Annotated in this window: 10 protein-coding genes; all 10 read left to right on the top strand. The window is 61.9% G+C overall.

All coding sequences use genetic code 11. The annotated features are described in order from the left end of the window. Positions 1-210 precede the first annotated feature (210 nt). The 10 genes from HX868_RS10505 to HX868_RS10460 all read left to right on the top strand — a co-directional run bounded on the left by HX868_RS10505 (position 211) and on the right by HX868_RS10460 (position 14,723). A complete protein-coding gene (locus HX868_RS10505) occupies positions 211-492 on the top strand; it encodes a peptidylprolyl isomerase (protein ID WP_010210937.1) in 282 nt (93 codons plus the stop codon). Positions 493-622: 130 nt separating this feature from the next. Next, entirely contained in the window at positions 623-2,482 is a 1,860-nt protein-coding gene (locus tag HX868_RS10500) for an extracellular solute-binding protein (RefSeq protein ID WP_177002802.1), read from the top strand. After that, the gene (locus tag HX868_RS10495) at positions 2,482-3,546 is read left to right on the top strand and encodes a microcin C ABC transporter permease YejB (protein ID WP_177002801.1); all 1,065 of its coding nucleotides are present in this window, start codon (positions 2,482-2,484) and stop codon (positions 3,544-3,546) included. The genes HX868_RS10500 and HX868_RS10495 overlap by 1 nt, the downstream gene beginning before the upstream one ends. Next, the gene (locus HX868_RS10490; RefSeq protein ID WP_177002800.1) at positions 3,546-4,568 is read left to right on the top strand and encodes an ABC transporter permease; all 1,023 of its coding nucleotides are present in this window, start codon (positions 3,546-3,548) and stop codon (positions 4,566-4,568) included. The genes HX868_RS10495 and HX868_RS10490 overlap by 1 nt, the downstream gene beginning before the upstream one ends. Positions 4,569-4,578: 10 nt before the next feature. Further along, a complete protein-coding gene (locus tag HX868_RS10485; protein ID WP_177002799.1) occupies positions 4,579-6,150 on the top strand; it encodes an ABC transporter ATP-binding protein in 1,572 nt (523 codons plus the stop codon). A 108-nt stretch (positions 6,151-6,258) separates the two neighbouring features. Further along, on the top strand, positions 6,259-7,662 hold the full coding sequence (locus HX868_RS10480) for a sigma-54 interaction domain-containing protein (RefSeq protein ID WP_177002798.1): 1,404 nt from the start codon (positions 6,259-6,261) through the stop codon (positions 7,660-7,662). Between the two features lie 282 nt (positions 7,663-7,944). Then, entirely contained in the window at positions 7,945-9,336 is a 1,392-nt protein-coding gene (locus HX868_RS10475; RefSeq protein ID WP_095016601.1) for a GntP family permease, read from the top strand. Between the two features lie 7 nt (positions 9,337-9,343). Then, positions 9,344-10,117 carry a 3-hydroxybutyrate dehydrogenase gene (locus HX868_RS10470; protein WP_177002797.1) on the top strand — a complete coding sequence of 258 codons (774 nt, stop codon included), beginning with the start codon at positions 9,344-9,346 and terminating at the stop codon, positions 10,115-10,117. A gap of 13 nt (positions 10,118-10,130) precedes the next feature. Continuing rightward, complete coding sequence (locus HX868_RS10465; protein WP_177002796.1) at positions 10,131-12,089, top strand: acetoacetate--CoA ligase; 1,959 nt, start codon at positions 10,131-10,133, stop codon at positions 12,087-12,089. A gap of 138 nt (positions 12,090-12,227) precedes the next feature. After that, positions 12,228-14,723: a PAS domain-containing hybrid sensor histidine kinase/response regulator gene (locus HX868_RS10460; RefSeq protein ID WP_177002795.1), complete on the top strand. Its 2,496-nt coding sequence runs from the start codon at positions 12,228-12,230 to the stop codon at positions 14,721-14,723. The last annotated feature ends 16 nt before the right edge of the window (positions 14,724-14,739 follow it).

The raw sequence follows: 14,739 nt of genomic DNA, 5'->3' as shown, positions 1-14,739 counted from the left end.
GGTGCCGAGTGTTGGGGCGAAGACCTTTTGCTTACTTTTGGCTGGGCCGGCATTCCGGTCTTTCCAAAAGTGAGCCGCTGTAAGAGCGGAACCCTAAGTGGCCGTTACCGCAGCAAAGGATATGTACACCACCACCCCAACGGAACTTTGCCAAGAAATAACCGCCTGAATCCGGTAGGCTCACCCTTTTCATTCAAGGAGTTACTCCCCATGGCCAAAGCCACCGCCCGTCACATCCTCGTTTCCACTGAAGACAAGTGCAACGAACTCAAGGCCCAAATCGAAGGCGGCGCCGATTTCGCAGAAATCGCCAAAGCCAACTCCAGCTGCCCGTCCAGCCGCGACGGCGGCAACCTGGGTTCGTTCGGTCCAGGCCAGATGGTCAAGGAATTCGACACTGTCGTCTTCAGCGCCCCGGTCAACACCGTGCAAGGCCCTGTGAAAACCCAGTTCGGCTACCACCTGCTGGAAGTCACCAGCCGCCAGGACTGATCCAGTCTGCGCTGATGCTCTAAACAACGGCCCGCCTTTAGGTGGGCCGTTGTGCATGTGATGACTGGCGACGCTGATGCCGTTAGCGTACAAATCCCTTTTCTACTTCACACGGCGTTCAAGGCTGACAATGCGATTGGCTTTTTCCTACATTTTTAGTTCGACCCTGGCCCTGCTGCTGGCCAGCACGGCCGTGATCGCGGCACCGCAACCGTACCTGACCGTGTACGGCGAACCGGCCAAGTACCCCGCCGGCTTTACCCATTTCGACTACGCCAACCCGAATGCCCCCAAGGGCGGTAGCCTGCGCCGTTCGGCCATCGAGATCGGGCGCTTTGACCACGTGTTGCCCTATATCGACAAAGGCATCGGGGTTTCCCAGGTCGACGGCTGGCTGTATGCGCCCCTGGCCCAGCGCTCCCTGGACGAGCCCTACACCGTTTACGGCCTGGTGGCCGAAAAAATGGAGCGCGCCGATGACGGCCTGTCGCTGCGTTTTTTCCTCAATCCCAAGGCACGTTTTGCGGACGGTAAACCCATCACTGCCGAGGACGTGCGCTACAGCTTCGACCTGCTGATGACCCAAGGCAGCCTGCGCTTTCGCACCCTGTTTGCCGACGTGAAGCACGTCGAAGTCGAGGGCGAACGCCAAGTGCGCTTCGATTTCTCCAGCAATGAAAACCGCACCCTGCCCCTGGACATCGCCACCCTGCCGGTCTTCCCGGAACACTGGTGGAAGACCCGCGACTTCGCCAACGGCGGCGGCTATGAAGCGCCTCTCGGCAGCGGCCCCTATAAAGTCAGCAAGATCGACTCCGGCAGCACCATCACCTTTACCCGCGACCCGAACTGGTGGGGCAAGGACCTGCCCGTCAGCCGTGGCCTGTACAACTTCGATCACTTGAGCCTGGAGTATTTCGGCGACACCGAAGTGGCCCGCCAGGTATTGCGCGGCGGTGCCTACGACTTCAACCGCGAGTTTTCCGCCACCGGTTACTCCATCGGCTACAACGGCCCGGCCCTGGATGATGGCCGCCTGCAACGCGCGCACTTGGCCAAGGAGATGCCGCAACCGGCCCAGGGTTATGTGTTCAATGTGCAAAAACCGATGTTCAAGGACCGCCGCGTGCGCCAGGCCCTGGCGATGCTGTGGGACTTCGAATGGGCCAACCGGCAGATGATGCGGAATATGTACATCCGCCAGCAAAGCTATTTCTCCAATAGCCCTTTGGCGGCCAGCCAGCCGCCTACCCAAGAGGAGCTGGCGATTCTCGAACCCTTGCGCGGCCAGGTGCCCGACGAGGTGTTCACCCAGGTGTTCAAGGCGCCGGTCACCGACGGCAGCGGCATGATCCGCGACAAACAGCTGCAGGCCCTCGCGTTGCTAGAGGAAGCCGGCTGGAAACCGGACGGCGACAAACTGGTCAACGCCGAGGGCGAGCCACTGGAGTTCACGTTCCTTAACACTCAGAACGGCCTTGAGCGCCTGCTGCTACCGTACAAACGTAACCTGGCGCAGATCGGTATTACCTTGAACATCCGTCGTATCGACTCCTCGCAGTACGTCAATCGGATAATGGCCAGGGACTACGACATGATCGTGATCGGCTTTCCCGTCACGACGTCTCCGGGCATGGAGCTGTACAACTATTTCGGCTCGGAGGCAGCCTACGACCCAGGCGCCAACAATTACGCGGTACTCAAAGACCCCGCCGTCGACAGCCTGATCAAGGGCCTGGTCAAGGCCGACACCCAGGCGCAGATGCTCACCTACGCCCACGCGCTGGACCGGGTGCTGCAATGGAATTACCTGTGGATCCCCAATTACTACCCGCCCGGCACGTCCGCCGCGTGGTGGAATCGCTTCGGCCGACCGGCCACCGAGGCGAAAAACGACGAAGCCCTGGAAACCTGGTGGGAAATCAGTCCCACGCCACTGACCAACGAACAAATGAACGCTGAGCTGAAAAAACGCGGAGGGGCTCACTGATGTTTGCCTATATCGTGCGGCGCCTGCTGCTGATCATTCCGACGCTGGTGATCATCCTGCTGGTGAATTTCGTGATCGTGCAGGCCGCTCCCGGTGGCCCGGTAGAACAGGCCATCGCCCACCTGCAAGGCATCGGCGGCACCGGTGGCGTCGGGGGGTCTTCCGGCGAAGGCATCGGCGGCGGCTCGCGTGCCAGCCGTGGCCTGGACCCGAAGCTGATCAAGGACATCGAAAAGCAATACGGCTTCGACAAGCCTGCCCCGGAGCGCCTGTGGTTGATGCTCAAGAGCTACGCGCAACTGGACTTTGGTAACAGCTTTTTTCGCGGCAAGACGGTGATCGACCTGATCCTGGAAAAAATGCCGGTGACCATCTCCCTCGGCCTCTGGGCCACGCTGATCACCTACCTGGTGTCGATCCCCTTGGGTATTCGCAAGGCGGTGCGCCATGGCAGCAGCTTCGATGTGTGGAGCAGCACCGCGATCGTCATCGGCTACGCGATGCCGGCGTTCCTGTTTGCGATGTTCCTGATCGTGGTGTTTGCCGGCGGTACGTCGCTGAACTGGTTCCCGGTGCGCGGGCTGGTCTCGGAGAACTTCGAAGACCTCAGCACCGTGGGCAAGATTGCCGATTATTTCTGGCACCTGGTGTTGCCGGTGACCTCGTTGGTCATCGGCGGTTTCGCGACGCTGACCATCCTCACCAAAAACTCATTCCTCAATGAAATCACGCGCCAGTACGTGGTGACCGCGCGCGCCAAGGGCCTGAGCGAACGGCGCGTGTTGTACGGCCACGTATTTCGCAACGCCATGTTGCTGGTGATCTCGGGGATTCCCCAGGCGTTCATCGCCGTGTTCTTCGCCGGCTCCCTGCTGATCGAGGTGATCTTTTCCCTCGATGGCCTCGGCCGCATGAGCTACGAAGCCGCCGTCTCCCGCGATTACCCGGTGGTGTTCGGTTCGTTGTTCATCTTCACGTTGTTCGGCCTCTTGATAAAACTCATCGGTGACCTCTGCTACACCCTGGTAGACCCGCGTATCGACTTCGCCGCGAGGAACGCCTGATGCTTAAGCTGTCTCCCGTGGCGCGCCGCCGTTTCGAACGCTTCAAGAAGAACCGTCGCGGCTGGTGGTCGCTGTGGCTGTTTATCGGCCTGTTTATCCTGACCCTCGGTGGCGAATTGATCGCCAACGACAAGCCCCTGCTGTTGAGTTTCAAGAACGAACTGTATTTCCCGGTGTTCAAGCGGTACACCGAGCAACAGTTCGGCGGCCAGCTACCGTTCCAGGCCGACTATCGCAGTGACTACGTGAAAAAGCTGATCGAGCAGGACGGCGGCTGGATGCTGTTCCCGCCGATCCCGTTCAGCGACGACACGCCCAACTACGAACTGACCCGCCCTGCCCCCAGCCCGCCCTCGGCGGTGAACTGGCTGGGCACCGATGACCAGTCGCGGGATGTGTTGGCGCGGGTGATTTTTGGTGCGCGGGTATCGATCCTGTTTGCCCTGGCGCTCACCGCGATCAGCGCCGCCATCGGTATTGCGGCCGGCGCATTGCAGGGCTATTACGGCGGCTGGGTGGATTTGATTGGCCAGCGCGTGCTGGAGGTGTGGTCCGGGCTGCCGGTGCTGTACCTGCTGATCATCCTGTCCGGTTTTGTCGAACCGAATTTCTGGTGGCTGCTGGGGATCATGGCGCTGTTTTCCTGGCTGGCCCTGGTGGACGTGGTGCGCGCCGAGTTCCTGCGCGGGCGCAACCTGGAATACGTCAAGGCTGCACGGGCCTTGGGTTTGGGTGACGGCAAGATCATTCGCCGGCATATCCTGCCCAACGCCATGACCGCCACCTTGAGCTACCTGCCGTTCATCCTGACCGGCGCAATTTCTACCCTGAGCGCCCTGGATTTCCTCGGTTTCGGCATGCCGGCAGGCAGCGCCTCCCTGGGCGAGTTGATCGCCCAGGGCAAGCAGAACCTGCAAGCGCCCTGGCTGGGCCTGACGGCGTTCTTCACACTGGCGCTGATCTTGTCGCTGCTGGTGTTTATCGGCGAGGCATTGCGTGATGCCTTCGACCCACGCTCATGAGTGACCGCCTATGAACCTGATCGAAATCCGCGACCTCAGCGTCGCCTTCAGCGGCCAGACCGTGGTGCGCAACCTGAGCCTGGACGTGCGCCCCGGCGAGTGCCTGGCGCTGGTAGGCGAGTCAGGCTCGGGCAAGTCGGTGACGGCCCACTCGATCCTGCAATTGCTGCCCGAAGCCGGCACTGAAACCACCGGTTCCATCCAGTACCGCGGCCAGGAACTGATCGGCGCATCGGCGGCGACCCTGCAGAAGCTGCGCGGCAACCGCATTGCGATGATCTTCCAGGAGCCGATGACCTCCCTGAACCCGTTGCACAGCATCGAAAAGCAGATCGGCGAAACCCTGCTGTTGCACAAGGGCCTGGGTGGCAAGGCGGCCCAGGCGCGCATTCTGGAATTGCTTGACCTGGTGGGCATCCAGAAACCCCGGGAGCGGCTCAAGGCCTATCCCCATCAACTGTCCGGCGGGCAACGCCAGCGGGTGATGATCGCCATGGCCCTGGCCTGCGAACCGGAACTGCTGATCGCCGACGAACCCACCACCGCGTTGGATGTGACCGTGCAGCGCAAGATCCTGCTGCTGCTCAAGTCCCTGCAACAACGCTTGGGCATGTCGCTGCTGCTGATCAGCCACGACCTCAACCTGGTGCGCAGCATCGCCCAGCGCGTGTGCGTGATGCGCGCCGGCGAGATTGTCGAGCAGGCCGACTGCCAGAGCCTGTTCACTGCGCCGCAACACCCGTACAGCCGCCTGCTGCTGGATGCCGAGCCGGACGGTGATGTGCTGTGCAGTGACGAACGCGAAACCGTTTTGCAGGTGGACGACCTGAGCGTGCGATTCCCCCTCGGCGGCGGGTTGTTCCGGCGCAAGACCTACCTGCGCGCAGTAGACGGCATCAGCCTCAGCGTGCAGCGCGGCAAGACCCTGGGGATTGTCGGCGAGTCCGGCTCGGGCAAATCCACCCTGGGCCAGGCGATCCTGCGGCTGCTGGACTCCACGGGCAGCATCCGCTTCCAGGGTGAAGCCCTCGACCCGCTGAACCACCAGCAGATGCGCCCATGGCGCAAGCAGATGCAGGTGGTGTTCCAGGACCCTTACGGCAGCCTCAGCCCGCGCATGACCGTGGAGCAGATCATCAGCGAAGGCCTGGAGGTGCATGCGCCGTGTAGCCTGGCCGACCGCGATGCGCAGGTGGTGCAGGTGCTCAAGGACGTGGGGCTCGACCCTGCCAGCCGCCACCGTTACCCCCATGAGTTTTCCGGCGGCCAGCGCCAACGCATTGCCATCGCCCGCGCTTTGGTACTCAAGCCGGCGCTGATGCTACTCGACGAACCCACCTCGGCCCTTGACCGTACCGTGCAAAAACAAGTGGTGGCGCTGCTGCGTGAACTGCAGGAGAAGTACGGCCTGACTTACCTGTTTATCAGCCATGACCTGGCGGTGGTGCGCGCGATGGCACATGACATGATCGTGATCAAGGACGGCAAGGTGGTGGAGGCCGGCGCGAGCCATGAGGTGTTCGATGCACCGCAGCACCCCTACACCAAAGAGCTACTGGCAGCAGCCCATATCCCCCTGTAGGAGCGAGCTTGCTCGCGAGAAAACCACAGGCAACACGGGGTACCGATTAACGCTGCGTCATCGTTGACGTTTTTCGCGAGCAAGCTCGCTCCTACAGGATTATCGCGTATGAGTACCAGCCTCACGGATTACCAACAGGTTCGCGGCCTGGCGATCCAGTCGCTGTTCGAGATCATCGAGCAGTCCAGCGAAGGCACGGTGATTGTCGACCGCGACGCGAACATCGTGTGGATGAACGAGCGCTACGCCAAGCGCTTTGGCCTCAAGAGCGCCGATGAAGCCATCGGCCAGCCCTGCGAGCAGGTGATTTCCAACAGCCTGTTACGCCAGGTGGTGCGCAACGACCAGCCGATCCTGCTGGACATCCAGGACACGCCCAAAGGCCCGTTGGTGGTAATGCGTTTGCCGATCCACAACGATGCCGGCGCAGTGATCGGCGCGATCGGCTTTGCGTTGTTCGATGAACTGCGCAACCTGTCACCGCTGATCGAGCGCTACCTGAGTATGCAGCAGGAACTGGCCTCGACACGCTCGTTACTGCGTTCGCGCCAGAGCAAATACAACTTCGCCCACTTTATCGGCACCAGCGCCGCCAGCCTCGAAGTGAAACGCCGGGCGCGGCGCAGTGCCAGCGCCGAGTCGCCAGTGTTGCTGCTGGGCGAGACCGGCACCGGCAAGGAGTTGCTGGCCCAGGCGATTCACGGCGCTTCAAGCCGTGCGCATAAGGCTTTTGTCAGCATCAACAGTGCAGCGATTCCCGCTGACCTGCTCGAAGCCGAGTTCTTCGGCACCGCGCCGGGCGCGTTTACCGGCGCCGACCGCAAGGGCCGTGCGGGCAAATTCCAGATTGCCCAGGGCGGCACGTTGTTCCTCGATGAAATCGGCGACATGCCCCTGCCGCTGCAAAGCAAATTGCTGCGGGTGTTGCAGGAAAAGGAATTCGAGCCGGTCGGCTCCAACGAGATGCTGCACAGCGATGTGCGGGTGATCGCGGCCACGTCGATGGACCTGGAAGCGGCGATCAAACGCGGTGAGTTCCGCGCCGACCTGTATTACCGGCTGAATGTACTGCCCATCCAGGTGCCGCCGTTGCGTGAGCGGCTGGAGGATATTCCCGCGTTGAGCGAGGCGATTCTTGAGGAGTTGCGCAGCCAGCATGAGCTGGACCGTGAAGCCCTGGCGCTGCTGGCGCAGCATGCGTGGCCGGGGAACATCCGTGAGCTGCGCAATGTGTTGGAGCGGGCGGCACTGCTGAGTGATGACTTGGTGCTGAATGCCAGGGAAATACGGGCGGCCATTGGTACTTTTACGCAGGTGGCGCGTAGCAGCGCCGTCGCGACGGTTGAGGGGGAAAGTTTCAACACGGCGCGGGAACGGTTTGATCGGCAGATCATCACGGCGGCGTTGAGGGCATGTGAGGGCAATGTGGTGGAGGCGGCCAAGCAGTTGGGGCTTGGACGGTCGACGCTGTACAAGAAGATGGTGGCGCTGGGAATAAACGAATCTCCATAACGAGACAAAAGTCTCAATTTAAAGACATTCCATTGTAGGAGCGAGCTTGCTCGCGAAAAACCAAATTACACCGCGTTCGTTCAGGATCCCCGCGTTATCGCTGACGACCTTCGCGAGCAAGCTCGCTCCTACAGGGGCTCGCTTGTCTCTAACTAGAGATAAATCTCAATAAAAAAGAATAAAATCTATATATTTCAATAACTTAACTAGTTGGCACACATCTCGCTATAGCCCTTCCTACAGCAACACCCCACAAAAATAACAATCCGATGGAGACACACCATGAGTGTGATCATTGCCCTGGCAGCGCTCGCGTTGCTGATGCTGGCTGCTTACCGTGGCTATAGCGTTATCCTGTTTGCCCCCATCGCCGCGCTCGGCGCTGTCCTGCTCACCGACCCGTCCGCCGTCGCGCCTGCCTTTACCGGCGTGTTCATGGAGAAGATGGTCGGTTTTATCAAACTGTATTTCCCGGTGTTCCTGCTCGGCGCGGTGTTCGGCAAGCTGATCGAGCTGTCTGGCTTTTCGCGTTCGATTGTGGCGGCGGCGATCCGCTTGCTTGGCACGCGCCAGGCGATGCTGGTGATCGTGTTGGTCTGCGCCCTGCTCACCTACGGCGGCGTGTCGCTGTTCGTGGTGGTGTTTGCGGTGTACCCGTTCGCGGCGGAGATGTTCCGCCAGAGCAATATCCCCAAGCGCCTGATCCCGGCGACCATCGCCCTCGGCGCGTTCTCGTTCACCATGGACGCGCTGCCCGGCACGCCGCAGATCCAGAACATCATCCCCAGCACCTTTTTCAACACCACCGCCTGGGCGGCGCCGTGGCTGGGCCTGATCGGCACGATCTTCGTGTTCTGCGCCGGCATGCTGTACCTGGCGCGCCAGCGCAACAAGGCGCAACGGGCCGGTGAAGGTTACGGTACCGAACTGCGCAACGAGCCGGAAACCGCCGATAACCTGGCGCTGCCCAACCCTTGGATCGCGCTGTCGCCGCTGATCCTGGTGGGCGTGATGAACCTGCTGTTCACGCATTGGATCCCGCAGTGGTACGGCAAGACCCACAGCCTTGCCCTGCCAGGCATGACCACCCCGGTAACCACCGAAATCGCCAAGCTCACCGCGATCTGGGCGGTGCAAGCGGCGTTACTGGTGGGCATCGTCATGGTGTTGGTGTTCGGCTTCTCGGCGATCAAAAGCAAGCTCGCTGAAGGCAGCAAAAGCGCGGTCAGCGGCGCGTTGCTGGCGGCGATGAACACCGCGTCGGAATACGGCTTTGGTGCCGTGATCGCCTCGCTGCCGGGCTTTCTGGTGCTGGCGGACTGGCTCAAGGGCATCCCCAACCCGCTGGTCAACGAAGCGATTACCGTGACCCTGCTGGCCGGTATTACCGGCTCGGCGTCGGGCGGTATGAGCATCGCCCTGGCAGCCATGTCCGAGAGCTTTATTTCGGCGGCCCATGCGGCCAATATCCCCCTTGAAGTACTGCACCGCGTCGCGGCCATGGCCAGCGGCGGCATGGACACCCTGCCCCACAACGGCGCGGTGATCACGCTGCTGGCGGTCACCGGCCTGACGCACCGCGAAGCCTACAAGGACATTTTCGGCATCACGATCATCAAGACCCTCGCGGTGTTCGTGGTGATCGGTACTTTCTACGCCACCGGCATTGTGTGAGGTTTTCATGACGACATTGAACGGCAAGACCGCCCTGGTCACCGGCTCCACCAGCGGCATCGGCTTGGGGGTTGCCTTGAGTCTGGCCAAGGCCGGCGCCAACCTGATCCTCAACGGTTTTGGCGACGCCAGCGCGGTGATCGCCCAGGTGCAGGCCTTCGGCGGCAAGGTCGGCCATCATCCGGCGGACGTCAGCGACCCGGCGCAGATCGCCGACATGATCGCCTACGCCGAGCGTGAATTCGGCGGCGTGGATATCCTGGTGAACAACGCCGGCATCCAACATGTGGCGGCGGTGGAAGACTTCCCGGCGGAGCGCTGGGACTCGATCATTGCGATCAACCTGTCGTCGGTGTTCCACAGTACACGCTTGAGCTTGCCGGGCATGAAAGCCAAGGGCTGGGGGCGTATCGTCAATATTGCCTCGGTGCATGGCCAGGTCGGTTCGGTGGGCAAGGCGGCGTATGTGGCGGCCAAGCACGGCGTGATTGGTTTGACCAAGGTCGTCGGCCTGGAAACCGCTACCAGTAACGTCACCTGCAACGCCATCTGCCCCGGCTGGGTGCTGACGCCGCTGGTGCAGAAGCAGATTGATGACCGTGCCGCCGCTGGCGTTGACCCACAGCAGGCGCAGCATGATCTGCTGGCGGAGAAGCAGCCGTCGCTGGAGTTTGTCACCCCGCCGCAACTGGGCGAGCTGGTGCTGTTCTTGTGCAGCGACGCCGGCGCCCAAGTACGGGGCGCGGCGTGGAATATCGACGGCGGCTGGCTGGCACAATAACAAGAGGCCCACTATGTCCGAGATCCTCTGGCAACCCTCCCCGGAACGCATCGCCCACACGCGGATGGACCAGTTCCGGCGCTACATCAACCAGCGCTACAGCGTGCAGCTCAGCGACTACCCGGCGCTTCACCAGTGGAGCATCGACCAGCGCGCGGATTTCTGGCGGGCGATCGTGGAATACTTCGACGTGCAATTTCGCAGCCCGCCCACGGCGGTGCTGATAGAAGACGCCGAGATGCCCAGCGCCCAGTGGTTCCCCGGCGCGACCCTGAACTTTGCCGAGCATCTGCTGCGCCGCCGCGACGATCACCCCGCCGTGGTCGCCATCAGCGAAGACGGCCAGCGCGAGCAATTGACCTACGCCGAACTGGCCGCCCATGTCGCTGGCCTGCAAAACAGCCTGCGGGCGGCCGGTGTGGTCCAGGGTGATCGCGTCGCGGCGTGTATGCCCAATACCTGGCAAACCCTGGTGGGCATGCTTGCCACCACCAGCCTCGGCGCAATCTGGTCGTGCTCATCGCCGGACTTCGGCACCCAGGGCGTGATCGACCGGTTCGGCCAGATCGAACCCAAGGTGCTGATCACCTGCGCCGGATATCGTTATGCCGGCAAAACCATCGACCAGACCGCCAAGCTCAATGAAATCCTCGAACGCCTACCGTCCCTGGAGCAGTTGATCATCGTGCCGTACGCGCGTCCCCAGGCAAGGATCGAGGACTATCAGACCCACGCCCGCGTCGCGCTGTGGCAGGACTTCTATCAGCCCGGCGGCGAGCCTGAATTCGCCGCGGTGCCGTTCGATCATCCGCTGTACATCCTCTATTCCAGTGGCACCACCGGCGTGCCCAAGTGCATCATCCACGGCACCGGCGGCGTGCTGCTCACCCACCTCAAGGAACACGGCCTGCATGCCGACCTGTCCCGCGAGGACTGCCTGTTCTACTACACCACCTGCGGCTGGATGATGTGGAACTGGCTGGTGTCGGTTTTGGCGATTGGCGCCACGGCGGTGCTGTATGACGGTTCGCCGTTTCACCCAGGCCCCGAGCGGCTGATCGAGCTGATTGATGCCGAGAAGATCAGCGTGTTCGGTACCAGTCCCAAGTTTCTCGCCACCTTGGAAAAGGCCGGCTCGCAACCGCGCCTGAGCCACAATTTGAGCAGTCTCAAAGGCTTGATTTCGACCGGTTCGCCACTATCGCCCCAGAGCTACGACTACGTGTACCGCGAGATCAAGGGCGAGCTGTGCCTGTCGTCCATGTCCGGTGGCACCGATATCGTCTCCTGTTTTGTGATCGGCAACCCGGTGCTGCCGGTGCGTCGCGGTGAAATGCAGTGCAAGAGCCTGGCGATGGCCATCGAGGTGTGGGATGAACAGGGCCAGCCGCTGGTCGGCGAAAAAGGCGAGCTGGTGTGCACCCGGCATTTCCCGGCCATGCCCATCGGCCTATGGAACGATCCGGAGCGCAAGAAACTGCTCGCTTCGTATTTCAGTCTGTTTCCCGGCGTCTGGGCCCAAGGGGACTACGCCGAACAGCGCCCCAACGGCAGTCTGCTGATCCACGGGCGCTCCGACGCGGTGCTCAACCCCGGCGGCGTGCGGATCGGCACGGCTGAGATCTATCGCCAGGTGGAAAAAATCCCACAGGTGCAGGAAAGCCTGGCCATCGGCCAACGCTGGCAGGACGACGTGCGCGTGGTGCTGTTCGTGCGCCTTAACGAGGGTGTCGAGCTGGATGACGCGCTGGAGCAGCAGATCCGCCAGGTGATCCGCGCCAACACCACACCGCGCCACGTACCGGCGAAGATCCTCGCTGTCACCGATATCCCCCGCACCATCAGCGGCAAGATCGTCGAATTGGCGGTGCGCAATGTGGTGCACGGCGAGCCGGTGAAGAACACCGACGCCCTGGCCAACCCGCAGGCACTGGAGCAGTTTCGCGACCGGCCTGAACTGGCGAACGGATGAAAGGTTTCAGCGCTGACGTACTCATTTGAAGACAAACCCCGAATGCATGCTATTTTTCGGGGGTAGTCACCCATTCCCAAGTCACGGGATAATGGGTGTTGTCATCTTTTTTCAAAGCGTTACGCTCAGGGCTTTTTCATGATTGGAACATCCACCGGTAGCGAAGCCGCTGCGTTGATTGCGCGGCTGGACTGGGCGCAAAGCCCGCTCGGTGAGGCCAGTGATTGGCCGCAAAGCCTGCGCACCGCCGTGGATATCGTCGTCCACTCGCCGATGCCGATGCTCCTGCTGTGGGGCGACCAACTCACGCAACTCTACAACGACGGCTTCGCCCAGTTGGCCGGCAACAAACATCCTGAAGCAATGGGGCAGCCGGCGCATCAGACCTGGCCGGAGCTGGAAAGCTTTACCGCGCCGATCTATGACGCCGTACTCAGCGGCCAGGTGCGCACCTTCAGCGAGCAGCGCTTTGTGTTGCAACGCAACAATCGCGACATGGAAATCTGGCTGGACCTGACCTACAGCCCGATCCGCGATGAAAGCACCCGTGTGGCCGGCATCCTCGTCACCGCCATCGAAACCAATGAACGCCGCAAGGCCCAACACAACACCGAGCAACGCTTGCAGTTGGCCCTGGCCGCCACCGACGCGGTAGGCACTTGGGATTGGGATATCGGTGAAGACCGCTTTATCGCCGACGCGCACTTCGCCTACTTGCACGGCGTCGACCCCAGCGATGCGCGCCTGTTGCCGATCAGCGACTACCTGCACGGGGTACACCCGGAAGACCGTGGCATGGTGGCGCGCAGTATCAAGCACTGCATCACCTTCGGCACCGAGTACGCCGAGGAATACCGCCTGTTGCAGGCCGACGGCCAGATACGCTGGGTGTTCGCCCGGGGCCGCTGCTACAAGGATCATCAAGGTCGGCCGACACGGTTCCTTGGGGCCGCACTGGACCTGACCGAACGCAAACACACCGAACAGGCCCTGCGTCAGAGCCAGACCGAGCTGCAGTTGATCATCAACGCCATGCCGGTGCTGATTGGGTACGTCGACCATGAACAGCGCTTTCGCCTGAACAACAGCGCGTATCTGGATTGGTACGGCATGACACCCCAGGAGCTGTACGGCAAGACCATCCGCGAAGTGCTCGGCGACGAGGTGTATGCAGGACGTGAAGACAAGATCGCCGCTGCGCTCAAGGGCAAGGCTTGCAGCTTCATGACCATCACCCCGCACCGCGACGGCCGCCCACGCCACGCCTTGATGAAGTACCTGCCGCGCTTCAGCAATGACGGTTCGGTGAATGGTTTCTACATCTTTGTGATCGATGAGACGGAACGCAAACTCACCGAAGAAGCCCTGCGTCACCTCAACGAAAACCTCGAAGAACGTGTGGCCCAACGCACTCAGGCGTTGGCCGAAGCCAACCAGCGCCTGCAAAACGAGATGTACGAGCGTGAGCGTGCCGAAGACGCGCTGCGCCATGCGCAGAAAATGGAGGCCGTGGGTCAGCTCACCGGCGGGATTGCCCACGATTTCAACAATATGCTCACCGGCATTATCGGCAGCCTGGACCTGATGCAGCGCTACATCGCCGCCGGGCGCAGTGACGAGATCGGCCGTTTTACTGACGCGGCTGTGTCCTCCGCCCATCGCGCCGCCGCCCTCACCCACCGTTTGCTGGCGTTCTCACGCCGCCAGTCGCTGGACCGACGCCCGCTGGACCCGAACCAATTGGTCGCCTCCCTGGAAGACTTGTTCCGCCGCACCAAAGGCGCGCACATCGCGCTGAAGGTGCAACTGGGCCACGACATCTGGGCGGTGAATACCGACGCCAGCCAATTGGAAAACGCCCTGCTCAACCTGGTGATCAACGCCCGTGACGCCATGCCCGACGGCGGCGAACTGCTGATCGAAACCGCCAACAGCTACCTGGACGGCACCGACATCACCACCCTTGAACCGGTCAAGGCCGGCGACTACGTGATGCTCGGCGTGTGTGACAACGGCACCGGCATGGCACCGAAGATTCTGGCCAAGGCGTTCGACCCGTTCTTCACCACCAAGCCCATCGGCCAGGGCACCGGCCTGGGGTTGTCGATGATCTACGGGTTTGCCCAGCAGTCCGGTGGGCATGTGACCATCCACAGCGAGCCGGGCCAGGGCACCTGCGTGCGCCTGTACCTGCCGCGCCTGCATGGCACGGCGCTGGAAAGCAGCTTGCCCGCCAGTCTGGCTGAAGCACCGGTGGCCCTGGCCGGCGAAGCCGTGGTGGTGGTCGAAGACGACCCGGCGGTGCGCATGCTGGTGGTCAACGTACTCGATGAACTGGGCTACACCGCGCACCAGGCGGCGGACGCACGGGCGGCATTGCCGCTGCTGGAGTCGGACCTGCGCGTGGATTTGCTGGTGACCGACGTTGGCCTGCCGGGCATGAACGGCCGGCAACTGGCGGAGATCGCCCGCCAACACCGCCCCGGACTGCGCGTATTGTTCATGACCGGTTATGCCGAAAAAGCCGCCGAACGCCAAGGTTTCCTGGAGGACGGCATGGACATGGTCGCCAAGCCGTTTTCCATCGACCTGCTGGCCACGAAAATCCGCAGCATGATCAGCGTGGTCGAATGAGTTCAGGCATAATCGC

The sequence above is a fragment of the Pseudomonas reactans genome, assembly GCF_013385825.1.
GTDB lineage: Bacteria > Pseudomonadota > Gammaproteobacteria > Pseudomonadales > Pseudomonadaceae > Aquipseudomonas > Aquipseudomonas reactans.
The sequence above is the reverse complement of the archived record's forward strand: the minus strand, read 5'-3'. Positions and strand labels throughout refer to the sequence as shown.